This is a genomic window from Quadrisphaera sp. RL12-1S (genome assembly GCF_014270065.1).
GTDB lineage: Bacteria > Actinomycetota > Actinomycetes > Actinomycetales > Quadrisphaeraceae > Quadrisphaera.
The window spans coordinates 421,655-444,634 of sequence record NZ_JACNME010000001.1 but is presented as its reverse complement, the minus strand read 5'-3'; the positions used below and the strand labels follow the sequence as shown (position 1 = coordinate 444,634).

At 77.5% G+C, this 22,980-nt stretch carries 21 protein-coding genes, 1 tRNA gene and 1 pseudogene; 19 read left to right on the top strand and 4 right to left on the bottom strand.

Going from position 1 to position 22,980, the window contains the following annotated elements:
• Nucleotides 1–20 precede the first annotated feature (20 nt).
• From H7K62_RS02085 to H7K62_RS02065, 5 genes are all read left to right on the top strand, one after another.
• Entirely contained in the window at nt 21–716 is a 696-nt protein-coding gene (locus tag H7K62_RS02085) for a sigma-70 family RNA polymerase sigma factor (protein ID WP_222436891.1), read from the top strand.
• Complete coding sequence (locus H7K62_RS02080) at nt 713–1,522, top strand: anti-sigma factor (RefSeq protein ID WP_186715854.1); 810 nt, start codon at nt 713–715, stop codon at nt 1,520–1,522. The genes H7K62_RS02085 and H7K62_RS02080 overlap by 4 nt, the downstream gene beginning before the upstream one ends.
• A gap of 95 nt (nt 1,523–1,617) precedes the next feature.
• Complete coding sequence (gene tmk, locus H7K62_RS02075) at nt 1,618–3,828, top strand: dTMP kinase (protein ID WP_370591564.1); 2,211 nt, start codon at nt 1,618–1,620, stop codon at nt 3,826–3,828.
• Entirely contained in the window at nt 3,825–4,970 is a 1,146-nt protein-coding gene (locus H7K62_RS02070; protein ID WP_186715853.1) for a DNA polymerase III subunit delta', read from the top strand. The genes tmk and H7K62_RS02070 overlap by 4 nt, the downstream gene beginning before the upstream one ends.
• On the top strand, nt 4,967–6,568 hold the full coding sequence (locus tag H7K62_RS02065; RefSeq protein ID WP_186715852.1) for an alpha/beta hydrolase: 1,602 nt from the start codon (nt 4,967–4,969) through the stop codon (nt 6,566–6,568). Before H7K62_RS02070 ends, H7K62_RS02065 begins: the two co-directional genes overlap by 4 nt.
• Before the next feature lie 6 nt (nt 6,569–6,574).
• On the opposite strand, the gene H7K62_RS02060 is transcribed toward H7K62_RS02065, so the two are convergent.
• Entirely contained in the window at nt 6,575–6,883 is a 309-nt protein-coding gene (locus H7K62_RS02060) for a hypothetical protein (RefSeq protein WP_186715850.1), read from the bottom strand.
• 105 nt (nt 6,884–6,988) lie between these two features.
• Between H7K62_RS02060 and H7K62_RS02055 the strand changes: the two genes are divergently transcribed.
• From H7K62_RS02055 to H7K62_RS02030, 6 genes are all read left to right on the top strand, one after another.
• Nucleotides 6,989–7,064, top strand: a tRNA-Thr gene (locus tag H7K62_RS02055).
• 101 nt (nt 7,065–7,165) lie between these two features.
• On the top strand, nt 7,166–7,858 hold the full coding sequence (locus H7K62_RS02050; protein ID WP_186715849.1) for a GntR family transcriptional regulator: 693 nt from the start codon (nt 7,166–7,168) through the stop codon (nt 7,856–7,858).
• A 116-nt stretch (nt 7,859–7,974) separates the two neighbouring features.
• Nucleotides 7,975–9,624 (top strand): NCS1 family nucleobase:cation symporter-1, encoded by a 1,650-nt coding sequence (locus H7K62_RS02045; protein ID WP_186715847.1) that lies wholly within the window; start codon nt 7,975–7,977, stop codon nt 9,622–9,624.
• Nucleotides 9,621–10,352, top strand: a complete 732-nt coding sequence (locus H7K62_RS02040) for an aspartate/glutamate racemase family protein (protein ID WP_186715846.1) — start codon at nt 9,621–9,623, stop codon at nt 10,350–10,352. Before H7K62_RS02045 ends, H7K62_RS02040 begins: the two co-directional genes overlap by 4 nt.
• Nucleotides 10,353–10,489: 137 nt before the next feature.
• Nucleotides 10,490–11,860 carry a sensor histidine kinase gene (locus H7K62_RS02035; protein ID WP_186715845.1) on the top strand — a complete coding sequence of 457 codons (1,371 nt, stop codon included), beginning with the start codon at nt 10,490–10,492 and terminating at the stop codon, nt 11,858–11,860.
• Between the two features lie 97 nt (nt 11,861–11,957).
• Nucleotides 11,958–12,611 carry a response regulator gene (locus tag H7K62_RS02030; protein WP_186715844.1) on the top strand — a complete coding sequence of 218 codons (654 nt, stop codon included), beginning with the start codon at nt 11,958–11,960 and terminating at the stop codon, nt 12,609–12,611.
• A 22-nt stretch (nt 12,612–12,633) separates the two neighbouring features.
• On the opposite strand, the gene H7K62_RS02025 is transcribed toward H7K62_RS02030, so the two are convergent.
• On the bottom strand, nt 12,634–13,491 hold the full coding sequence (locus H7K62_RS02025) for an SDR family oxidoreductase (protein ID WP_186715843.1): 858 nt from the start codon (nt 13,489–13,491) through the stop codon (nt 12,634–12,636).
• Between the two features lie 96 nt (nt 13,492–13,587).
• On the opposite strand from H7K62_RS02025, the gene H7K62_RS02020 reads away from it, so the two are divergent.
• On the top strand, nt 13,588–14,037 hold the full coding sequence (locus H7K62_RS02020; RefSeq protein ID WP_186715842.1) for a winged helix-turn-helix transcriptional regulator: 450 nt from the start codon (nt 13,588–13,590) through the stop codon (nt 14,035–14,037).
• Nucleotides 14,034–14,696: a histidine phosphatase family protein gene (locus tag H7K62_RS02015; protein ID WP_186715841.1), complete on the top strand. Its 663-nt coding sequence runs from the start codon at nt 14,034–14,036 to the stop codon at nt 14,694–14,696. Before H7K62_RS02020 ends, H7K62_RS02015 begins: the two co-directional genes overlap by 4 nt.
• A gap of 12 nt (nt 14,697–14,708) precedes the next feature.
• On the opposite strand, the gene H7K62_RS02010 is transcribed toward H7K62_RS02015, so the two are convergent.
• Nucleotides 14,709–15,665 (bottom strand): siderophore-interacting protein, encoded by a 957-nt coding sequence (locus H7K62_RS02010; RefSeq protein ID WP_186715840.1) that lies wholly within the window; start codon nt 15,663–15,665, stop codon nt 14,709–14,711.
• 76 nt (nt 15,666–15,741) lie between these two features.
• Here H7K62_RS02010 and H7K62_RS02005 point away from each other — a divergent pair, with 76 nt between their 5' ends.
• Together H7K62_RS02005 and H7K62_RS23435 are read left to right on the top strand one after the other, a co-directional pair.
• Nucleotides 15,742–16,218 (top strand): MarR family winged helix-turn-helix transcriptional regulator, encoded by a 477-nt coding sequence (locus H7K62_RS02005; protein ID WP_186715839.1) that lies wholly within the window; start codon nt 15,742–15,744, stop codon nt 16,216–16,218.
• A 121-nt stretch (nt 16,219–16,339) separates the two neighbouring features.
• Complete coding sequence (locus H7K62_RS23435) at nt 16,340–17,740, top strand: C40 family peptidase (RefSeq protein ID WP_186715838.1); 1,401 nt, start codon at nt 16,340–16,342, stop codon at nt 17,738–17,740.
• Nucleotides 17,741–17,875: 135 nt separating this feature from the next.
• Here H7K62_RS23435 and H7K62_RS01995 read toward each other — a convergent pair.
• Nucleotides 17,876–18,364, bottom strand: a pseudogene (locus tag H7K62_RS01995) (inorganic diphosphatase); the annotation flags it as partial.
• Nucleotides 18,365–18,486: 122 nt separating this feature from the next.
• Here H7K62_RS01995 and dacB point away from each other — a divergent pair.
• The 4 genes from dacB (at nt 18,487) to hpt (ending at nt 22,873) form a co-directional block, all read left to right on the top strand.
• Entirely contained in the window at nt 18,487–20,097 is a 1,611-nt protein-coding gene (gene dacB, locus H7K62_RS01990) for a D-alanyl-D-alanine carboxypeptidase/D-alanyl-D-alanine endopeptidase (protein ID WP_222436890.1), read from the top strand.
• Nucleotides 20,098–20,160: 63 nt separating this feature from the next.
• The gene (locus H7K62_RS01985) at nt 20,161–21,261 is read left to right on the top strand and encodes a zinc-dependent metalloprotease (RefSeq protein WP_186715836.1); all 1,101 of its coding nucleotides are present in this window, start codon (nt 20,161–20,163) and stop codon (nt 21,259–21,261) included.
• 32 nt (nt 21,262–21,293) lie between these two features.
• Nucleotides 21,294–22,319 (top strand): tRNA lysidine(34) synthetase TilS, encoded by a 1,026-nt coding sequence (gene tilS, locus H7K62_RS01980; protein WP_186715835.1) that lies wholly within the window; start codon nt 21,294–21,296, stop codon nt 22,317–22,319.
• Nucleotides 22,319–22,873 carry a hypoxanthine phosphoribosyltransferase gene (gene hpt, locus H7K62_RS01975; RefSeq protein WP_186715828.1) on the top strand — a complete coding sequence of 185 codons (555 nt, stop codon included), beginning with the start codon at nt 22,319–22,321 and terminating at the stop codon, nt 22,871–22,873. The genes tilS and hpt overlap by 1 nt, the downstream gene beginning before the upstream one ends.
• Nucleotides 22,874–22,980: the final 107 nt, after the last annotated feature.

The window sequence follows — 22,980 nt, the reverse complement described above, 5'->3', positions numbered from 1 at the left end:
AGGAGCACGGAGGAGGACCCGTGAGCCAGGAAGGGGGGGCAGGTGTCGAGCCTGGCGCAGGACGCGGCGGCGACGCCCTGGCGGCGGCGATGGCCCGCGTGGCCGGAGGCGACCGCGACGCGTTCGCCGAGGTCTACGAGGCGCTGGCGCCCAAGGTGCTCGGCGTGACCCGGGCCGTGCTGCGCAACCCCTCCCTGGCGGAGGAGGTGGCGCAGGAGGTCATGGTCGAGCTGTGGCGCCAGGCCGCCCGCTTCGACCCCGCCGCGGGGTCGGCGGGCGCGTGGGCGGCCACCATCGCCCACCGCCGCGCCGTCGACAGGGTGCGCTCCGTGCGCTCCCGCGAGGACCGCGAGGACCGCGTGGCCGCCGGGGAGAACCGCACCGCCTACGACGAGGTGTCCGAGCAGGTGCTGCAGCGCGAGGACGAGACCCGCGTGCGCGCTGCGCTCGCCGGGCTCACCGAGCTGCAGCGCGAGGCCGTGGTGCAGGCGTACTGGGGCGGGCGGACGTCCACCGAGATCTCCCAGCGCCTGGGCGTTCCCGTGCCCACCGTGAAGACCCGCCTGCGCGACGGGCTGGCGAGGCTGCGCACCGAGATGGCCCGCCAGGAGACCGACCCCGGTGGCGGTGTCGGTGGTGGCGGTGGTGGCGGCGGTGCAGCGGCGCGCGCTGCGGCCGGCGCCTCGGAGGCAGCGGTGAGGAGGACGACGACGTGAACGAGCACGACCTCACCGCCGCCTACGCCGTGGACGCCCTCACCGCCGACGAGGCGCGCCGGGCCGAGGAGCACCTCGCCGGGTGCGCGGCCTGCCGGGCCGAGCTCGCCGAGCTGCGCGAGGTGCTGTCCGACCTGACCGCGCCCGTGGAGCCGTCCGCTGCCCTGCGCGACCGCGTGCTGGCGGCGGTCGCCGACGTCGAGCAGCTCCCACCCGCCGCGCCCGCCGCGCCCGCCCGTCCGACCTCTGACCCTGCGCCGCTCGCGCCCGTCGCACCGACCGCGGGGGGTGACGAGCTGGCGCTGCGACGCGCCCGGCGCCGTCCCCGGACCGGTCGCTGGGCGCCCGCGGTCGCCGCCGCGGCCGCCGCGGTCCTCGTGGCCGCCGCGGCCGTCGGCGGCGTGACGGCCCTGCGCTGGCGCGCCGACGCCGAGAGCGCCCAGCGCACGGCGTACGCCGTGGCGCAGATCGCCGCCGCCCCGGACGCCGTGACCGTGGCGGCCCAGGACGGCGGTGACGGTTGGGGGGCCACCCGCGTGGTCGCGTCCGCCTCCCTCGGCGAGGCCGTCCTCGTGCCCACGGGCGTCGGGCAGGCCCCCTCCGGGCGCACCTGGCAGCTGTGGTGGGTCACCGGTCAGCAGGCGCCGCGCTCGGCGGGGCTGCTGCCCGGCGGCGGGGCGGGCTCGCCGGAGGTGCTGCACGGCGCCGCGGACGGTGCCACCGCCGTCGCGGTGACGCTGGAGCCCGCCGGTGGCAGCAGCGCGCCGACCAGCACCCCCGTGGCCGTCTACCCCCTCGCCGCCTGAGCCCCCTCGGGGGCGGTCCGCGCGGGTCCTGCCGGGTCTCGCACGGCTGCGCGGACGAGGGGCCCGCGGTCAGGGGGCGCGGTTACATTGACCCGGTGACGAGCGCTGCGGTGCCGGGCGGCACCGCCGCGGCGGACGGGACGCCCCCGGAGGACCACGGCGTCCGCGCGGTGCTGCGCATCCGGTCGTTCCGGCAGCTGTGGTGGTGCCTGGGCCTGTCGAGCCTGGGGGACTGGCTGGGGCTGCTGGCCACGACCGCCCTCGCCGTGGGCCTGTCGGCCGGCGCGAGCGACCCCTACGCCGCCGCCAACCTGGCCGTGGCCGGCGTCCTCGTGCTGCGCCTGGCCCCGGCCGTGCTCTTCGGGCCGCTGGCCGGCGTCGTGGCCGACCGGTGGGACCGCAAGACCACCATGGTCGTCGGCGACGTCCTCCGCGGGCTGCTGTTCGCGAGCATCCCCCTGGTCGGCACGCTGTGGTGGCTGCTGGTCGCGACCGTGCTCATCGAGGTGGTGGGGCTCTTCTGGACCCCCGCCAAGGACGCGACGGTCCCCAACATCGTGCCGCGGGAGTCCCTCGAGGCCGCCAACCAGCTGACGCTGGCGGTCACGTACGGCACCGCCCCGGTGGCGGCCCTCCTCTTCAGCGGGCTGGCCCTGTTCAACCCCGTGCTGCCGGCGGCCCTCGACGGGGTGTCGGTCTCGCTCTACCTCAACGCGGCCAGCTACCTCGTCGCCGCCCTCGTGGTGGCGCGGCTGGCGCTGCCCCCGCGGCGCACCGGCCAGGACGGCGCCGCCCCCGCGGCGGAGGGCGTCGGGCGCAGCATCGTCGAGGGCTGGCGCTACGTCTGGTCGACGCCGCTGGTGCGCGGCCTGGTGGTCGGCATGCTGGGGGCGTTCGCGGCGGGCGGCTTCGTCATCGGCGTGGCCCGCACGTTCGTGGCCGACCTCGGTGCGGGGGACCCCGGCTACGGGGTGCTCTTCGCCGCCGTCTTCACCGGTCTGGCGCTGGGCATGTGGAGCGGCCCGCGGGTGCTGGCGGCGCTGCCGCGGTGGCGGCTCTTCGCCCTCAGCCTCGTCGCCGCCGGGGTGGCGCTCTTCCCGCTGGCGCTCGTGCCGAACATCGTCATCGTCGCGGCGCTCTCGGTGGCGGTCGGCGCGTGCGGCGGCATCGCCTGGGTCACCGGCTACACGCTGCTGGGCCTGGAGGTGGCCGACGAGGTGCGCGGGCGCACCTTCGCGTTCGTGCAGTCCTCGGCGCGCATCGTGCTCGTGGGCGTCCTGGCGCTCGCCCCCGCGCTGGCCGCCGTCTTCGGCACCCACCGCCTCCAGTTCACCCGCACGGCAGGGCTGACGTACAACGGCGCGGCGCTCACGCTGCTCGTGGCGGCCGTGCTGGCCACGGGCATCGGGCTGGCGGCCTACCGCACCCTCGACGACGGCCACGCCGGTCCGCTCCGCGAGGACCTCGTCCGCGCCTGGCGGCTGCGCTCCACCGCCAGGCCGGAGAGGCGGCGGCGCGGTCCCGGCTTCTTCATCTCCCTGGAGGGCGGGGACGGGTCCGGCAAGAGCACCCAGGCCCGGCTGCTGGCCGCCTGGCTGCGCGAGCGCGGGCACGAGGTGGTGCTCACCCACGAGCCCGGGGCCACCGAGCTGGGCCTCGGCATCCGCCAGCTGCTGCTCCACGGGGGCCACGTCTCGCCCCGGGCCGAGGCGCTGCTCTACGCCGCGGACCGCGCCCACCACGTGGCCGAGGTGGTCCGGCCAGCCCTCGCCCGTGGCGCCGTGGTGGTCACCGACCGCTACCTCGACTCCTCCATCGCCTACCAGGGGGCCGGGCGGGCGCTGGAGGGCGACGAGGTCGCCTCCCTGTCGCTGTGGGGCACCGAGGACCTCCTGCCGGACGCCACCGTCCTGCTCGACCTCGCCCCCGCGGCGGCGCGAGCCCGCCTCGGCGAGCAGCTGGACCGGCTGGAGCGGGAGCCGGAGGGCTTCCACGCCGCCGTGCGCGAGCGGTTCCGCCAGCTGGCGCGCCGCAACCGCGCCCGCTTCGTGGTCGTCGACGCCGACCAGACCGCCGACGCGGTGGCCGCGCGCGTGCGCGAGCGCCTCGAGCCGCTGCTCCCGCCCCCGCCCCACCTCGACCGGCGCGCCCGGCCGCAGACCGCGCCCACCGAGACCCCCAGCACCCGCGGGGCGGGGTCCGCGTCGGCGCAGACCTCCCCGGCCGCGGCGCCCGCTCCCGCACCGCCGGCCGCGGTCGCGACGGCCGAGCCCGACCCCGACGACGCCTGGGACGCCGGCCGGTGAGCGTCTGGGAGGACGTGGCGGGCCAGCCCGACGTGGTCGCGCAGCTGCGCGGGGCCGTCACCGCGCCGTCGGCCATGACGCACGCGTGGCTGTTCACGGGGCCGCCCGGCTCGGGCCGGTCCACCGCCGCGCGGGCCTTCGCGGCGGCGCTGCAGTGCGAGCGCGAGGCGCTCGGCGAGCGCGGGTGCGGCACCTGCCACGCCTGCCGCACCGTGCTGGCCGGCACCCACGCCGACGTGCAGGTGGTGGCCACCGAGAAGCTCAGCATCGGCGTCGACGACGTGCGGGCCCTGGTGCAGCGCGCCGCCCGCGCGCCCTCGGCCGGGCGCTGGAGGGTGGTGCTCGTGGAGGACGCCGACAGGTTCACCGAGCACAGCGCCAACACCCTGCTCAAGTCGATCGAGGAGCCGCCGCCGCGCACCGTGTGGCTCCTGTGCGCCCCCAGCCCCGAGGACATGGTGACCACCATCCAGTCGCGCTGCCGCCCGGTGCGGCTGCGCGTGCCCTCCCCGGACGACGTCGCCGCGCTGCTGGTGCGGCGCGACGGGATCGACCCGACGATGGCGGCCTACGCCGCGCGTGCGGCGCAGAGCCACGTGGGGCTGGCCCGCCGCCTGGCGCGCGACGAGGGGGCCAGGCTGCGCCGCCGCCAGGTGCTGCAGCTGGCGTTCGAGGTGACGGGCGTGGGGGAGGCCGTGGTGCGGGCAGGGGAGCTGGTGGACGTCGCCTCGGAGGAGGCCGCCGCGGCCACCGCGGAGCGCGACGCGGCGGAGCGCGCCGAGCTGCTGCGGGCGCTGGGGGCCGAGGCCGCCGGGTCGCTGCCGCCGGCGCTGCGCTCCCAGGTCAAGTCCCTCGAGGACGACCAGAAGAAGCGGGCCACCCGCGCCCGCCGCGACGTGCTCGACCGGGCGCTGGTCGACCTCGCGTCCCTGTACCGCGACGTGCTCGTGGTGCAGCTGGGCGCCGGCGTGGACCTCGTCAACGCCGAGCTCTCGCGCGAGGTGGGCGCCCTGGCCCGCCGCGGCACGCCCGAGCAGACCCTGGCCCGGCTCGACGCCGTCTCCACGGCGCGGCGGCGCATCGCCGCGAGCGTCAGCCCGCTCCTCGCCGTCGAGGCCATGGCCCTCGCCCTCCGCCCGTGAGCGACGCGCTTCCCCGTCGTCGTCGCCCGCTGGGCCTCGGTGCCGCACCGACCGGCCTCGTCGCGGTGCCGGCCGTCGTCCTCGCGCTGGTGCTCGGAGCGTGCAGCGGGCCCCCGGCACCGTCCGGCGGCTCCCCCACGACCCTGCCGCCGACCTCCTCGGCCACCGCGGTGCCGGGGGAGCAGGCCACGGATCCCGCGTACGCCCGCTACTACCAGCAGCGCCCCACCTGGACCGACTGCGGCGGGGGGCTGCAGTGCACCACCGTGCAGGTGCCGGTCGACTGGTCCCAGCCGGACCGGGACCAGCTGGCGCTGGCGCTGGCGCGCCACCCGGCCACCGACCCCGGCGAGAAGACCGGTTCGCTGCTGGTCAACCCGGGCGGGCCGGGGGCCTCCGGGGTCGCCTGGCTGCGCGGCGGGGTGCAGGCCGTGGTCAGCGACGCCGTCGAGGAGCACTACGACGTCGTCGCGTTCGACCCGCGCGGCACGGGCTCCTCCGAGCCCGTCCAGTGCCTGTCCGACGCCGACTTCGACGCCTACCGCTCCGACCCCGCCGACCCGACCACGCAGGCTGGCCTGGCCGAGCAGACCCGCGAGGCCCAGTCGTTCGCGCAGGGCTGCCAGGTGGACGCCGGCCTGCTGCTCGGCCACCTCGGCACGGTCGACGCCGTGCGCGACCTGGACGTGCTGCGCGCCGCGGTCGGGGCGGACCGCCTCGACTACCTCGGCAAGAGCTACGGCACGCTGCTCGGGGCCGAGTACGCCGGGCGCTTCCCGCAGCGCGTCGGGCGGGTGGTGCTCGACGGCGCGCTCGACCCGTCCTCCAGCGCCAGCGACGTCGACCTCGTGCAGGCCGAGGGGCTGGAGCAGTCGCTGCGGGCGTACGCCCAGGCCTGCCCGCAGCGCTCCGGGTGCTCGCTGGGGGACACCGCGGACGCCGTCGTCCAGCAGGTCCGGGACGTGCTGGACCGGGCCCGGCAGCGGCCCCTGGGCACGTCGGACCCGAACCGCCCGCTGACGGCTCCGCTGGCCTTCCAGGGGATCATCGCCACGCTGTACGACTCGGGCACCTGGCCCCTGCTCGACAGCGCGGTCACCCAGGCCCGCGCCGGCGACGGCTCCCGCCTGCTGCAGCTGGCCGACGCGTACGCCGGCCGGCAGCCCGACGGCACCTACAGCTCCAACATCCTCCAGGCGTTCACCGCGATCAGCTGCCTGGACCGCCCCGTCGACGCCAGCCCACAGGCCATGGCGGCGGAGGCGTCCCAGCTCGAGCAGCGGTCGCCCACGTTCGGCCGCTCGCTCAGCTACGGCGCCGTGCAGTGCGGGGTGTGGCCGGTCCCGCCGACGCGCACCCCCGGGCCGGTGACGGCGGCCGGTGCACCGCCGGTGCTCGTGGTCGGCACCACCGACGACCCCGCCACGCCGTACGTGTGGGCGCAGTCGCTGGCCGCGCAGCTGTCGTCGGGGCGCCTCCTGACCTGGAGGGGCGAGGGACACACCGCCTACCGGCGGGGCTCGGCGTGCGTCGACGGCGCCGTCGACGGCTACCTGCTCAGCGGGGTGCTGCCGGGCAAGGACGCCACCTGCAGCTGAGCCGCCTCAGGGACGGGTGACCTCCAGCGCCCGCAGCCGGATGCGGTCCTGGATGCTCAGGGTGGACTCGTCCGCGCCGGCCAGGGCCAGCGCCGGGCCGGAGGCCGCGTCGACCAGGGCGTCCTGCGGGCGGGCCGACCGCGGACCGCGCTCGACCGCGGAGAGGTCGACCACCGTGCTGCGGGCGCGCCGGGCGTCGAGGTCCACCACTGTGGCGGCCGGCGGGGGCAGCACCACGGCCAGGCCCGCGGAGCGCGGACCGGTGGGTGCGCCGCCGCGCAGCCGGGTGGCGGAGGGGGTGGTCTCGTCGTGCATGCCTGGTCTACGGCGCGCCGGGGCACGGGCTTGAGCGGTCCGGCGTGTCCGGGCTGGCGCGCCGGGTATGGTGGGGGCCGTCGCGCGGCGCTCGCCGCTGTGCGCGCCGCCTTAGCTCAGTCGGCAGAGCGATTCACTCGTAATGAATAGGTCGAGAGTTCGATTCTCTCAGGCGGCTCCACCAGCTCTCCCCGGTCCTTCCCGGCCGGCACCGGCCCGCACCGGCCGGCGGATCGGCTCCGCAGTCCCCCGTGCCGGCCGCGGGGGACCTAGCCTGCGCCGGTGCGGCACCCCTCGCCCCTCGTCGCACGCCTGCGCGCGCCGGCCGGCGACCACCCCGCTCGCGGCGTGCTCGCCGAGCTGCGCCGCGCGGTGCTGTCCGGGGACGCGCCACCGGGCTGCGCGATCCCGCTGCGCGAGGTGGCGGAGGCCTTCGGCGTCAGCCCCATCCCGGTGCGCGAGGCGCTGCAGGTGCTCGTGGGGGAGGGGCTCGTCGTCCACCGCGCCCACGCCGGGTACGCGGTCGCCCGCCTGTCCGGAGGGGAGCTGGCCGAGCTGTACGTGGTGCGCGGGGCGCTCGAGGAGGCGGCGCTGCGCGCTGCGGCCCCCCGGGCCGGTGACGACGACGTCGAGGCGGCCCGTCAGGCCCTCGCCGCGCTGCGCGAGTGCCTCTCCGCCGGGGACCTGCGCAGCTACCACGAGCGCAGCCGCGCGTTCCACGTGGCGCTGATGGCGCCAGCCGCCATGCCGAGGCTGCTGGGCATGGTGGAGCAGGCGTGGAACCTCACCGAGGCGGTGCAGCCCATGCGCTGGTCCACGTGGGAGTCGCGCGAGCGGTTGCACGCCGAGCACGCGCTGATGCTCGAGGCGTTCGCGCGGCGCGACCCCGACGCGCTCGTGGCGGTGGCGCGGGAGCACCAGCACCGCCTCGAGGAGGTCGTGGCCGACGTCCCCCTCGGCGACGTCCCCGGCTGACGGCCCCGCTCGTCGCGGGGAGGGGGCCCGGAGATATACGACGAGGGCAACTCCACGGCAACACGGGCTTCCTAGCGTCCTCGCAGAGCAGCAGCACCCGCCCCGAGGAGGACCCCGTGCCCGAGACCACCACGCGCCGTTCCGGCGCCAGCAGCTCACCGCCGTCCGCCGGTGTCGTCGTCGACGGTCCCACCGCCCCGGCGCCCGTCGCGGCGCACGGCGCCGCCGGGGACGCGCTCATCAAGCCCGGTTACGACCCGCGCCTGACCAACGCCGACCTCGCCCCGCTGCGCGAGCAGAAGTGGGGCTCGTACAACCTCTTCGCGTTCTGGATGTCCGACGTGCACAGCGTCGGCGGGTACGTCACCGCGGGGAGCCTGTTCGCCCTGGGCCTGGCCAGCTGGCAGGTGTTCGTCGCGCTCATCGCCGGCATCACCATCGTCTACTTCCTGTGCAACCTCGTGGCCAAGCCGAGCCAGGTGACGGGCGTGCCCTACGCCGTCGTCAACCGCGCGGTGTTCGGCGTCAAGGGCGCCAACCTCCCCGCGATCATCCGCGGCGCCATCGCCGTGGCCTGGTACGGCATCCAGACCTACCTCGCCTCGGCGGCGCTCGACGTCGTCCTCATCCGGCTGTGGCCGGGACTGGCGCCCTACGCCGACGCCTCGCAGCACGGCTTCCTCGGGCTGAGCGTGCTCGGCTACGCCACCTACGCCTTCCTGTGGGCGGTGCAGGCGGCGGTGTTCTGGCGCGGCATGGAGTCGATCCGCAGGTTCATCGACTTCTGCGGACCGGCGGTCTACGTCGTGATGTTCGTCCTGTGCGGGTACCTGCTGGTCAAGGCCGACTTCAACGTCTCGCTCACCCTGTCGGAGAAGGCGCTGACGCCGCTGCAGCAGCTCGGCACGATGCTGTCGGCCACCGCGCTCGTGGTCGCCTACTTCTCCGGCCCGATGCTCAACTTCGGCGACTTCTCCCGCTACGCCCGCAGCTTCAGCGCCGTGAAGAAGGGCAACTTCCTCGGGCTGCCGGTGAACTTCGTCCTGTTCTCGCTGCTGACGGTGCTCACCGCCGCGGCGACGCTGCCGGTCTACGGCCGCCTCATCACCGACCCTGTCGAGACCGTGGCGCAGATCGACTCCACCTTCGCCGTGGTGCTCGGGGCGGTCACGTTCACCACCGCCACCATCGGCATCAACATCGTCGCCAACTTCATCGCACCGGCCTTCGACTTCTCCAACGTCAACCCGCAGAAGATCTCCTGGCGCGCCGGCGGCATGATCGCCGCGGTCGGGTCCGTGGTCCTCACGCCGTGGAACTGGTACGCCAACGACACCGCCATCCACTACACGCTCGGCATCCTCGGCGCGCTCATCGGCCCGCTGTTCGGGGTGCTCATCGCCGACTACTTCCTCGTGCGCAAGCAGCGCATCGCCGTCGACGCCATGTACTCCATGGACGAGCGCGGCGGGTACTGGTACCGCAAGGGCTACAACCCCGACGCCCTGGTGGCCACCTGCGTCGCCGGCGGCGTGGCCATCGCCTCGGTGCTGCTGCCCCGCCTGCTGGGCGAGGCGCTGTGGATCAGCGACTGGGCGTGGTTCGTCGGCTGCGGCCTCGGCCTGGTGGTCTACCGCGCGCTCGCGCTGCGCCCCGGGTCACCGACCCTGGCCGCCATCGCGGTCGCCGAGACCGAGCCCGGCATGACCGACGGCACCACCCACGACGACCGCGCCACGGCGCCCGCGGTGGTCGACGTCCGGTGATCATCGACGTCGTCAACCCCAACACCACGGGGTCCATGACGGCGCTCGTCGCGGAAGGTGCCCGGGCCGCAGCAGGCCCGGGCACCACCGTGCGCGCCGTCACCTCCCGCTCCGGCCCGGCGAGCATCGAGAGCCACTACGACGAGGCGCTCGCCGTGCCCGGCCTGCTCGAGGCGGTGCTCGAGGGCAGCGCCACCGGGGCCGACGCGCACGTCGTCGCCTGCTTCGGAGACCCCGGCCTGGACGCCTGCCGCGAGGTGGCCCGCGGCCCGGTGGTCGGCGTCGCCGAGGCCGCCATGCACGCCGCGGTGCTCGTGGGCCGATCCTTCAGCGTGGTGACCACGCTGGGCCGGACCACCGCCCGGGCCCGCGAGCTGGCCGTCCGCTACGGCTTCGGCGAGCACTGCGCGGGGGTGCACGCCTGCGAGATCCCGGTGCTCGAGCTCGAGACCGACCCGCTGGCCCGGGCCACCACCGCCGCCGCCTGCGCGAAGGCCCTCGACGACGACGGCAGCGACGTGCTCGTGCTCGGCTGCGCCGGCATGACCGACCTCGCGGCGTCCCTGGCGGCCGAGCTGGGCGTGCCCGTGGTCGACGGCGTCGCCGCGGCGGTCGGCCTGGCCCAGGGGCTGGTGCTCGCGGGCCTGTCCACGAGCCGGCGCGGGGAGTACGCGCGGCCGCCGGCCAAGGCGTACGCCGGGGACCTGCAGCGGTTCGCCCTGCGCTGACGGGTGCGCCGGCAGGGCCCTGGGGCGGCGCACCGCCAGGGGGGCTGACCGGGTGCTGCGGGGTGGGGCCACCCCCACCCCGCAGACACCGGGCCGCACCATGGTCGGCGATGCGCTGTCCGACCAGGCTCTTCCCCATGACGAACACCACCACGGCGCCGCGGGCGGCGACGGCTCCCGCCGCCCCGCCCGCCGCGTCCCGCCCCGCCTCGTCCGTGGTCCTCGGGTGGCTGCGCCGGAGCCCCGGAGACCTCCTCTACCTGCTCACCGGCATGCCCGTCGCGCTCGTCTCGACGGTGGTGCTGTGGTCGCTGGCCAGCCTCGTGACCAGCCTGGCGAGCAGCGTGGTGCTGGTCCCCCTGGCACTCGTGGCGCTGCTCGCCCTGCTGGCGTGCGCTCGCGGCTTCGCGCACGTCGAGAGGTTCCGGCTGGCGTGGACGGGGGAGCGGATCCCCGCCCCCGCACGGGCCGGCTCGCCGCTGACCCCGCCCGCCCCCACCCGCACCGGACCCTGGTGGCGCTGGTGGGACTGGCTGCGCGACGGCCAGCTCTGGCTCGACCTGCTCCACGGCTCCATCGCCATCGCCCTGGCCACCGTCACCTGGTCCATCACCGTCGCGTGGCTGGCCACGGGCCTGGCGGGCGTCAGCTGGTGGGCCTGGGGCGACCGCGCCCAGGCCGCGGCGGCTCCGGGCACCGTCTCGGTCGCCGGGATCGACTCCCTGCCCGTGGTCTGGCAGGTGCTCGTCGGCGCCGCCCTGCTGGTGACGCTCGTGCCGGTGGCCCGCGGCCTGGCCTTCGCCCACGCGGCCTTCGCCCGCGGCACGATCGGCAACTCCTCGGTGCGGGCCCTGGCCCAGCGCGTCGAGGTGCTGACCGCCAGCCGCGCCGCCGCCTCCGACGCGGAGGCCGCCGCCCTGCGCTCCCTGGAGCGCGACCTGCACGACGGTCCCCAGCAGCGCCTGGTGCGCCTGGAGATGGACCTCGCCGCCACCCAGCGCCGCCTGGCCGCCGGTGACGCCGAGGCCGCCGCGACCGCGCTCGGACAGGCCCGCCTGCAGGCCCAGGAGGCCCTGGCCGAGCTGCGGGCCCTCTCCCGCGGCATCGCCCCGCCGGTGCTGGCCGACCGCGGCCTCGTGGCCGCCGTCGAGTCGCTCGCCGCGCGCAGCGCCGTCCCCACCACGGTGCGGGCCGCGGCACTGGGGCCGGTGCCCAGCGGGGTGGAGCGCGCCGCCTACTTCGTGGTGGCCGAGGCGCTGACCAACGCCGCCAAGCACAGCGGCGCCCGCGCCGCCGTGGTCGACCTGGCCGTCAGCGCTGCGCCGGAGGGGCGCTGGCTGGTGGTGCGGGTGGAGGACGACGGCGTCGGTGGCGCGGACCCGGCCAGCGCCGCCGGGACCGGGCTGCGCGGCCTGGCGGCCCGTGCGCAGGCGGTCGACGGCGCGCTGACCGTGGCGAGCCCCGCCGGCGGCCCGACCGTGGTGGAGGCCCGCCTCCCGCTCCCCTGACCCCACCACCCGTGATCATGGGCGTTGTGCGCAGCTGAGTGTGCACAACGCCCATGATCACGCAGGGGTGTCCGGGGGGTCTGGGAGCATCGGCGGCGTGAGGGTGGTCGTCGCGGAGGACTCGGTGCTGCTGCGCGAGGGGCTCGTGCGGTTGCTCGCCGAGGCGGGGCACGAGGTGGTCGCCGCCGTCGGTGACGCGCCGTCGCTGCTGGACGCCGTCGCCCAGCACGGACCCGACGTCGCCGTCGTCGACGTGAGGATGCCGCCCGGCCACACCGACGACGGTCTGCGCGCCGCCGTCGAGGCCCGGCGGCGCCACCCGGGCCTGGCGGTGGTGGTGCTCTCGCAGTACGTGGAGGCCTCCTACGCCGCCGACCTCCTCGGCGACGGGCGCGGGGGTGTGGCCTACCTCCTCAAGGACCGCGTGGCCGACCTCGACGCCCTGACCGGTGCGCTCGACGCCGTCGCCGCAGGTGGGACCGCCCTCGACCCAGAAGTGGTGGCGCAGCTGCTGACGCGGCGGCGCACCGGCGACCCCCTGGCCTCGCTCACCCCGCGCGAGCGGGAGGTGCTGGCGCTGGTGGCCGAGGGGCGCTCCAACGCCGCCATCCGCGACGCCCTCGTGGTGTCCGAGGGGGCGGTGGAGAAGCACGTGGCGAGCATCTTCGCCAAGCTCGGGCTCCCGCCCTCGACCGCCGACCACCGCCGGGTGCTGGCCGCCGTGACCTACCTGCGGGCCACGGGCGCCTGACACCCGGCGCGGTCAGGCGCGGTCAGGCGCGGGCGGCGCGCAGGGCGTCGTCCAGCGAGGTGGCCGGGCGGCCCAGCAGCTCCTCGAGGTCGGCGGTGCCGACCTCGAGCGCACCGCCGGCGGTGGCGACGTCGACGGCCACGAGGAAGCCGGCCGTCCCCTCGTCCAGGCCCGCCGCGCGCAGGCCGGTCGCCAGCTCCTCGGGGGAGACCTCGCGGTGCGCCACCTCCCGGCCCAGGGCGCGCGAGAACGCGGCGGCCAGCTCGTCCATGGTGAAGGACGGCCCACCGAGCTCGACGGTGCGCCCGGCGGTGCGCTCGTCCAGCAGGGCCGACACCGCTGCGGCGGCGAGGTCGGCGCGGGTGGCGGGGCTAACCGCCGCGCCGCGGGTGGCGCTGCTGATCGAGCCCGTGGCCTCGGCCTGGCCCAGCAGGCCGAGGTAGTTCTCGGTGTACCAGCCGTTGCGCAGCAGCGTCGTCGGGATCCCCGAGGCCGCGAGCAGGCGCTCGGTGGCCACGTGCTCGGGGGCCACCGGCAGGTCGGTGGTGTCGGCGCGCAGCACGGAGGTGTAGGCGATCCGGCCCACGCCGGCCGCTCTCGCGGCCTCGACGACGGCGCCGTGCTGGCGCTCGCGCTGCCCGACGGCGCTGCCGGAGACGAAGAGCAGCGCGTCGACGCCCGCCAGGGCCGGGGCGAGGGTCTCGGGCCGGTCGTAGTCGAAGGGGCGGACCACCACGCCGCGGCTCGCGAGGTCGGCGGCCTTCGCCGTGTCGCGGACCAGGGCGACGACGTCGGTGGGGGCGGTGCCGCGGCGCAGCAGCTCCTCCACGGCGTGGCGTCCGAACGGACCGGTGGCTCCGGTGACGGCGTAGGTGGGCACAGCGTCCTCCTGGGTGGGGCGGATCAGTACGCACCCATCATGCAGCACTAACCAGCAGTAAGTGCAAGCGAACCGACCGCGCGGTACGCTCGGGCGGTGGACGGAACCCCCCAGGGTGGCGAGCAGGACGACGACCAGGCCCTCGACCAGGCCCTCGTCGTCGACGTCTTCGCCCGGGCCTGCCCCTCGCGGTCGCTCCTGGCGGACGTCACGGGCCGGTGGGGCACCCTGGCCGTGCTCGCCCTGGACGAGGGCACCGCGCGCTTCGGGGCGCTGCGCCGCCGCGTGGACGGCGTCAGCGAGAAGATGCTGGCGCAGACCCTGCAGGCCCTCGAGCGCGACGGCCTGGTGGTGCGCGAGGTGGTCACCAGCATCCCGCCGCACGTGGAGTACACGTTGACGCCGTTGGGTCGGCGGGTCGCGGAGCGGCTCCGAGCGCTCGTGGAGGTCCTGGAGGACGCCGTTCCCGAGGTGCTGGCCGCCCGGGCGGACCACGAGGGCCGGGTGCGCGCCGCCGCGGGGGACCGTGGGAGGGTCGGCGCGTGAGGCTGATCCTCGTCCGCCACGGGCAGACGCCGTCCAACCTGGTCCACAAGCTCGACACCAAGACGCCCGGGCCCGGGCTGACGCCGCTGGGCGAGGAGCAGGCCCGCGCCCTGGTCGACACCCTGCGCCCCGAGCGCGTCGACGCCCTGTGGGCCTCCAGCGCCGCCCGCGCCCAGCTCACCGCGACGCCGCTGGCCCACGACCGCGGGCTGGCCGTGCAGGTCCACGACGGACTGCGCGAGCTGGATGCCGGTGACCTGGAGGGGCGCACCGACGAGCCCTCGGTGCGCGAGTACCTGCGCGTGGCCTTCGCGTGGGCCGACGGCGACCCCGGCGCCCACGTGCCCGGCGGACCCACCGGCCACGAGGTGCTGGCGCGCCTGGACGCCGGGATCGGTGCGGCGGCCGCGTCCGTGGCCCCCGACGGCGCCGCCGTGGTGGTCAGCCACGGCGGGGCGATCCGGGCGTGGGTGGCCGCCCGCGCCGGTGTGGGGGCTGCCTTCGCCGCGTCCAACCCGCTCCTCAACACCGGGGTCGTGGTGGTCGAGGGCGGCCCGCAGCAGGGCTGGCGGACCACCAGCTACGCCGGGCAGCCGTTCGGGACGCCTGGCGCGCCGCTGGAGGAGTCCGGCCCCGCGGCCGAGCCCGTCATGTGGTGAGCGTCGAGCGGCTCAGGCCGCCTCGGTGCGCCCCGCCCGCCAGTAGCCCATGGCGGCCAGCGAGGCCTTCGGCAGGCCAGCGGCCCTGACCAGCCGCCGCACGTCGCGCACCACCCCGGCCTCGCCGGCCACCCACGCGTACAGGTCGCCGCTGCTCACCGCCTCGGGCACGTCCCACAGCAGGTCGAGGTCGGCGTCGTCCTCGTGCGCCTCGCCCGGGGCCGGCGCGAGCTCCCGCTGGCCAGCGAGCAGCGAGGCCACCGCCTCCACGAGCAGGGAGCCGTGGGGCGCGTCGCCGTGCGGGCCGAGCCGTGGCAGCCAGCGCACCTGGGCGCCGCCGGAGGCGACGGGCTGCAGGGCGTCCTCGGGGCAGGGCACCTCCAGCAGCGCGACGGTGCGGTGCGCCGCCTCGGGCTCCAGCGCCTCCAGCACCGCGCAGGCGGCGGGCACCGCGGTCTCGTCGCCCACGAGCAGCAGGCGACCGCCGGGTGGAGGCGCCCACTCGCGGCCCCACGCGCGCCCCTGACCGGGTCGGTCGGGGCCGACCACCACGAGCCGGTCGCCGACGCGCGCGGTGGCCGCCCAGCGCGACGCCGGACCGCTGCAGCCCGGCCCGGCCAGGGGGCTCGTGACCGCTGCGCCCGTCCCGTGGAGCACGAAGTCGACGTCGACCTCCCCGCGCGAGGGGCGCGCGGCGCGCACCGTGTAGGTGCGCAGCAGCGGACGCGACGCCTCCGGCGCCTGGAGCCACCGCGGGTACCAGTCCTCGCCCCAGCCGCTGCACGTCGTCACCAGCTGCGCGGCGGACGTGCCGGGGGCCGGCAGCACGACCTTGATGCGCTGGTCGGCCCCCGACGCTCCGAAGCCCACGAGGTCGTCCCCGCTGAAGGTGATGCGCACGAAGCTCGGGCACAGCCGCCGCACGCGGCTGACCTCCACCGCGAAGGTCCGGTAGGCGGGGACGTCCATGAAGGCAAGGCTAACCTCGCCACCCGGGTGAGGGCCAGGCCCTGGCGGACCGGAGCGGTCCTGAGATGATCGGGGCATGGTGAGCCCTGGAGCTGCTGAGCGCCTCGAGCGTGAGCTCGCCGTGCTGCTGCGCCGAGCCCGCGGGATCTCGGGCCAGCTGGCGCGCGACCTCCACCCCGAGCTGGAGCCCGGCGCGTACGGCCTGCTGCTGCGCGTGCTGACCACGGACGGCGCCCGCGCCACCGACCTGGCCAGCTACCTGGGCATCGGCAAGCCCACCGTCTCGCGGCAGCTGGCCACGCTCGAGCGGCTGGGCCTCATCGAGCGCTCCCGCGACACCGAGGACGCCCGCGCCCAGGTGGTGACCCTCACCGCGTCGGGTCGCGAGCAGGTGGGGCGGGTGCAGGCGCTGCGCCGGGCCCACTTCCTCGAGCGGCTCTCCTCCTGGAGCGACGACGACGTCCAGCTGCTCGCGGACCTGCTCGGTCGCTTCAACGACCTCCCGGCACCCGCCGGCGCCGAGGAGACCCCCGAGGACGCTCCCGGCCGCTGACGCCCACCCGCCCACCCCCGGCCGCCCCGAGCGCCTGGGCGGGACCTGAGCAGCTCCTGCGACCGGGCTGAGCCCGCGCGTCACGGCTCAAGACGACCCCTCGCGGCGCCGATGCTCCAGCGTGCACGGAAGCAGCCCTGACCACCCGCGCCCGTCCCGCGAGGACCTCCGCAGCGGTGGTGGGGGGAGTCCCCGGCGCCGCACGCGGGCCGCCCGCGCGGCTGGCGCCCTGCTGGTCGTGGGCCTGGCCCTGGGCCTGCAGCCCGCCGGGGCCACCGCTCCCGCGTCCGCCGCGCCCCGCACCCCCAGCCAGGCCGAGGTGGACGCGGCACGGGCCGCGGTCGGGAGCACCGCGAGCCAGGTCGCCCAGGTGCAGGCCCAGCTCGACGCCGCGCAGGCCGCCCTGAGCACCGCTCAGGTGCAGGCCGCGGTGGCCGCGGAGGCGTACGACGCCGCCGAGGCGGAGCTGGCCACCCGCACCACCGCCGCCCAGAGCGCCGCGGCCGCGGCGTCCGACGCCCAGCAGCGCGCCGACCAGGCCCGCGCCGCGGTCGGTCGCCTGGCCGCCGGCAGCTACCGCAGCGGTGGCGGCCTGGACCGCGTCTCGGCCTTCATGTCCGCTGACGGGCCGCAGGACCTGCTCGACAGGGCGGCCCTGCTCGACACCGTGTCCCAGAGCGCCGACCACGCCTACGAGCAGCTCCGCGCCGCCGAGTCGGTCTCCGCGCTGCTCCAGCAGCAGTCGGCTCAGGCCCTGGCCCAGCAGCAGCAGGCCGCCGCCGCGGCCTCCACCGCGCGCGACGCGGCGAGCGCCATGGCCGACGCCGCCACCGCCGCGGTCGCCACCACCCAGCAGCAGAGCGCCCAGCTGGTGGCCCAGCTCGCCCAGCTGCAGGGCATCAGCACCGCCCTGGCCGCGCAGCGCCAGGCCGGCCTCGCCGCGCAGGCGGCCGCCGCGGCCGACGCCGCCGCCCGCAACGACCGCTCGCGCCGGCAGGCGGCCGCGGGCACCGGAGGCTCGTCGTCGTCCGGCTCCTCGAGCAGCGGCTCGGCCGGGTCCTCGTCCGGCAGCGGCTCGTCCGGCTCCTCGGGCTCCTCGGGCTCCTCCGGCGGCGGACCCGGCCCGGTGCCGTCCGGCAGCTCCACGGCCAGCTCCTCGCAGGCGGCCGCCGCGCTCGCCTGGTCGCGCACCCAGCTCGGCGACCCCTACCAGTGGGGAGGCACCGGCCCCGACAGCTGGGACTGCTCGGGCCTGACCCAGGCGGCCTACCGCGCCGCGGGGGTGTCGCTGCCGCGCACCGCCGCCCAGCAGTACGTCGCCGTGCGCAAGGTCTCCTACGACGACATGCGACCGGGCGACCTGATCTTCTACGGCACCGACCCGGACGACCCCTCCACCGTCTACCACGTGGCGATCTACGCCGGCGGCGGGCAGATGGTGGAGGCGCCCCGCACCGGCCTCGACGTGCGGGTCACCGGCACGCGCTACGCGGGCTCGATGACCTGGGCCGGGAGGGTCTGACCCCCAGCGCCGCCACGGGCGCCGGGGGTCGGCCGGCCGCCGGCCTCAGCCCTGCTGCGGCGCGTCCGCGGCCGGGCCGTGCCCGACCTGCGAGCGGACGTCGGGGCGCTGCCCGGCGTCCGAGCCCGACGTGATGTGGCCGCCGTGGTCGGCCAGGCGCTGCACGGAGGCGTCGATCTCGGCCTCCGCCTCGGCCCGGCCCACCCAGTGCGCGCCCTCCACGGACTTGCCGGGCTCGAGGTCCTTGTAGGTCTCGAAGAAGTGCTGGATCTCCAGGCGGTGGAACTCGCCGATGTCCTGGAGGTCCTTGAGGTGGTCCATGCGCGGGTCCCCGGCGGGGATGCACATGACCTTGTCGTCACCCCCGGCCTCGTCGCGCATGTGGAACATGCCGATGGCGCGGCACCGGACCACGCAGCCGGGGAACGTCGGCTCCTCCAGCAGCACGAGCGCGTCCAGCGGGTCGCCGTCCTCCCCGAGCGTGCCCTCGATGAAGCCGTAGTCGGCCGGGTAGCGCGTGGCCGTGAAGAGCATCCGGTCGAGCTTGATGCGGCCCGTCGTGTGGTCGACCTCGTACTTGTTCCGCGACCCGCGCGGGATCTCGATCGTGACGTCGAACTCCACGGCGACCTCCAGGTCTGTCCTTCGCCTCCCGGACACGGCGTGCGCCGCGTGCGGAACGGCCGCTCCACGCGGCCCTCTGGGCCGTAGTGTCCCGCACGGAGCAGGAGCGAGACGAGGAGCCCGTGGCAGGTCCACCCGAGCGCACGCCCCCGGTGGCGGTCCAGGACGCCGACGACGCGCCCCGGCCCGCCCCGGACGACCCCGCTGTGGGCCCCGAGGCGCCCATCGCGCCGGAGCCGAGGGAGCCAGCGGCCGAGGCGCCGTCCCCCGCCACCGGGTCGCCGGCCGAGGAGCCGGCGCGTCCCCCGGGCCGCCGGCGCGGCCTGCGCACCGCCGCTGTCGCCGCCGTCACGGCCGCCCTGCTCGGCGGCTACGCGGTGGCCGACGCGGCGGGCGCGGCCCCGGGGGTGCTGACGCTCGCACCCGCGCCGGTGGTGCCGGCCCCGCCGGTGCCGCCGGCGGCGGCCGCGCGCCCCCCGGCCCCGGTGGCGCTGGCCCCGCTCGACCCGTCCGCGCCGGCGCCCGACCCGGCGGCCCTGTCCGCGGCCCTGGGCCCGCTCCTGGCCGCGCCCGCCCTGCGCGGCAGCGCCACGGCCAGCGTCGTCGACGCGGCCACGGGACGGGTGCTGCTCGACTCCGGCGCCGACCGGCCGCAGGTCCCCGCGTCGGTGGCCAAGCTGCTCACCGCCACGGCCGCGCTGCACGTCCTGGGCCCCGACGCGACGCTGGCCACGCGCGTCGTCGCCGGCGCCGCCCCGGGCCAGGTGGTGCTCGTCGGGGGCGGTGACCAGCTGCTGACCGCCGGCCGCGGGGACCCCGGCGCCACCGTGGGCCGCGCGGGGCTGGCGGACCTCGCCGACGCGGTGGCCGCCTCCCTGCGAGCCCGCGGCTCGACCAGCGCCAGCGTGGTCCTGGACGACTCGCTGACCGGCGGCTCGCCCCAGCTGGACGCGAGCTGGGGCAGCGGCGACGTCGCCGCCGGGTACGTCGCTCCGCTGACGTCGGTGGCCCTGGACGCGGGCCGCGCCACCCCCGCCAACTACGCCCCCCGCTCGCTGGACCCCGCGATGGACGTCGCGCGGACCTTCGCCGGGCTGCTGGCCCAGCGGGGCGTGCGCGCGGACCCCGCCGCCGTGGTCCGGGGCGGCCCGGCGCCCGCCGGCAGCGCCGTGCTGGGAGAGGTCAGGTCGGCGCCGCTGGTCGACGTCGTGGCGGACGCGCTCGCCCAGAGCGACAACACCGTCGCGGAGTCGCTGGCCCGGCTGGTGGGGGCCGCGACCGGGCGGCCGCCCGGCTTCGCCGCCTCGGCGCAGGCGGTGCTGGAGCAGGCCCGCGCCGCGGGCGTCGACACCACCGGTGCGGTGCTCGTGGACGGCAGCGGCCTCGGCGCCGGGTCCCGGGTCCCCGCCGCCGCGTTCACCTCCGTGCTCGTCGAGGCGGTGCGACGGCCCGAGCTCGCCCCGCTGCTGGAGGCCATGCCCGTGGGCGGCCTGAGCGGCACGCTGGCCGAGCGCTTCGCCGACCCGGGCTCCGCGCCTGCGGCCGGGGTGGTGCGGGCCAAGACGGGCTCGCTCACCGGGGTGAGCAGCCTCGTCGGCACGGTGGTGGACGCCGACGGGCGCCAGCTGGCCTTCGCGGTCCTCGCCGACGGCACCGGTCCCACCACCCCGGCGCGGCAGGCGCTGGACGCCGTGGCGGCCGCCCTCACGGGCTGCGGGTGCCGCGCCGGGTGAGGGACCGGGCGGGGAAGCGCGTGCGGACCGGCCGGTCGGCGGCCGAGCGCCTACGGTGAGGGGGTGGCGGCCCCGGACCAGCACGACGACCGCCACGACGACAGGCTCGTCGACTGGGACCTCGCCGGGCGGACCGCCACCCGGCTCGTGCGCCCGGGGCCGCTGGTCAGCCCCGCGGAGGCGCGGCGCGTGGTGGACGTGGTCCGCGAGGCCGCCGCGCAGAGCCCGCCGCACGTCGCCCGCGTCAGCCAGCTGATCGTCCCGGCAGGCCCGCCCGCTCGCGTGGTGGAGCGCGGGGCCTGGGCCCGCGCCAACGTGGCCTCCTTCGCCAGCCTGCTCTCGCCGGTGGTGGACGAGGCCCTCGACGAGCGCCGCGCCCGCGCGTCCCGCGGGTCGCTGCGCGGGCTCGGCGTCGCCCGCCGCGTCACGGGGGTGCAGCTCGGGTCGCTGCTGGCGCTGCTCAGCTCCCGCGTGCTGGGGCAGTACGACGCCCTCGGGGAGGGGCCCGGGACCGGGGACCTGCTCGTCGTCGCTCCCAACGTGCTGGCGGTGCAGCGGGAGCTCGGCCTGGACCTGCACGACTTCGCGCGGTGGGTGTGCCTGCACGAGGAGACCCACCGGGTGCAGTTCGCGGCCGCGCCCTGGCTCGCGGACCACCTGCGCGAGCGCGCCCGCGCCCTCTCGGGCGACGTGCTGCGGGGACCGGGCGGCGGGGCCGACCGGGTGGCCGGCGCCCTGCGGGGCCTGCGGGGCGCGCTGGACGGCGCCCGCGGCTCCGGGCTCGGCCTGCTCGACCTGGCCACCACCGCCGAGCAGCGCCGCTCCCTGGCCGAGGTCACCGCCGTGATGGCCCTCCTGGAGGGCCACGCCGACGTGGTCATGGACGACGTCGGCCCGGCCGTCGTGCCCACCGTGGCCACCATCCGCCGGCGCTTCAGCGCCCGGCGCGGGTCGAGCCGCGGCCTGCTCGACGCCGTCCTGCGGCACGGGCTCGGCCTGGAGGCCAAGCTGCGGCAGTACGCCGACGGCGCCCGCTTCGTGCGGGGCGTGGTGGGCGAGGTCGGCACCGGTGGCTTCAACGCCGTCTGGAGCTCCCCGGCGGCGCTGCCGCGCCCCGAGGAGGTGGCCGACCCGGCCGCCTGGGTCCGCCGCGTCCACGGCTGACGCCCCGTGATGACTGCCGGCTGGGCGGCGGCGTGACGGGACCGGACCCGGCGGTCGCCGCGGTGCGGTCCGCCGTCCGCTCGGCCTGCGCCGACGTGCCCGCCGGGGCCCTGGTGCTGGTGGCGTGCAGCGGCGGCGCCGACTCCCTGGCCCTGGCCGCGGCGGCCGGCTGGCTGGCCGCGCCCGGTGGGAGGGGGCGCGCGCCCTGGCGGGCGGGGGCGGTGGTGGTCGACCACGGCCTCCAGACGGGGTCGGCGCAGGTGGCCGCCGCGGCGGGAGCCGCCTGCACCTCGCTCGGCCTCGACCCCGTCGTCGTCGTCGCGGTGGACGCGGCGGGGGGTCGCGGGGGGCCGGAGGCCGCTGCCCGCGACGCCCGCCTGGCCGCCCTCGACGAGGCCGCCGGCAGCCTCGGCGCCGCGGCCGTGCTCCTGGGCCACACCCTGGACGACCAGGCCGAGCAGGTGCTCCTGGGCCTGGCGCGCGGCTCCGGGGCGCGGTCGCTGGCGGGCATGCCCGCGCGGCGCGGAGCGCTGCGCCGCCCCCTGCTCGGCCTGCCGAGGACGACGACGAGGGCGGCCTGCGCGGCGCTGGGCCTGCGGCCCTGGGAGGACCCCACCAACGCCGACCCGGCGTTCACCCGCTCCCGGGTGCGCTCGCGGGTGCTCCCGGCGCTCGAGGCGGAGCTGGGGCCCGGCGTCGCCGGGGCCCTGGCGCGCACCGCCGACCAGCTGCGGGAGGACGCCGAGGTGCTGGAGGAGCTGGCCGCGCGGCTGCTGGACCGCTCCCAGCCGGCTGGTGGCGCGACCGGTGACGGGCTGGACGCGGCCGTCCTCGCCGCGGCGCCCGCGGCGCTGCGGCGCCGGGCCCTGCGCGCGGCCGCGGTGGACGCCGGCGCCCCGGCGGGGGAGCTGACCCGCGAGCACGTGCTGGCCCTGGACGCGCTCGTGGTCGCCTGGCGCGGCCAGGGGCCCGTCCCGCTGCCCGGGCGCGTGGGGGCGCAGCGCACCTGTGGCAGGCTGCGCTTCGCCCCGGCCCCACCCCCACCAGGAGGACACTGATGGACGCCCAGGACATGGGCCGCGACCTCGCGGACGTCCTCATCAGCGAGGAGGAGATCCGCGCGCGCCTGGGCGAGATCGCCGCACAGGTCGACGCCGACTACGCCGGGCGGGACCTCCTGCTCGTCGGCGTGCTCAAGGGCGCCGTCATGGTCATGGCCGACTTCGCCCGGGCCCTGCACGGCCCGGCGGAGATGGACTGGATGGCCGTCTCGAGCTACGGCTCGGGCACCAAGTCCTCCGGCGTGGTGCGGATCCTCAAGGACCTCGACCGCGACGTCCTCGGCCGCGACGTCCTCATCGTCGAGGACATCATCGACTCGGGCCTGACCCTGTCGTGGCTGGTGGCGAACCTGCGCTCGCGCGGCGCGGCCTCGGTGGAGGTCATGGCGCTGCTGCGCAAGCCGGACGCGGCGAAGGTCACCGTCGACGTCAAGTACGTCGGCTTCGACATCCCCAACGCCTTCGTCGTCGGCTACGGCCTCGACTTCGCCGAGCGCTACCGCAACCTGCGCGTGGTCGGCACCCTCGCGGAGCACGTCTACAGCTCCTGACCCCCCGACCGGGCGCCCGCGACCGGCGGGGCGTCCGCTGAGGGCGAACGGGTGGAACAGCCGGGGCCCCCTCGTCCGTTGGGCTGGTGGGACCGGGCGCACCGCGC

Excerpts from the sequence above, each read along its gene's own strand:
- H7K62_RS02005 (WP_186715839.1), top strand. The coding sequence starts at position 15,742 with ATGGTGAGCCCTGGAGCTGCTGAGCGCCTCGAGCGTGAGCTCGCCGTG.
- H7K62_RS02035 (WP_186715845.1), top strand. The coding sequence starts at position 10,490 with ATGACGAACACCACCACGGCGCCGCGGGCGGCGACGGCTCCCGCCGCC.
- H7K62_RS02010 (WP_186715840.1), bottom strand. The coding sequence starts at position 15,665 with ATGGACGTCCCCGCCTACCGGACCTTCGCGGTGGAGGTCAGCCGCGTG.
- hpt (WP_186715828.1), top strand. The coding sequence starts at position 22,319 with ATGGACGCCCAGGACATGGGCCGCGACCTCGCGGACGTCCTCATCAGC.
- H7K62_RS02060 (WP_186715850.1), bottom strand. The coding sequence starts at position 6,883 with ATGCACGACGAGACCACCCCCTCCGCCACCCGGCTGCGCGGCGGCGCA.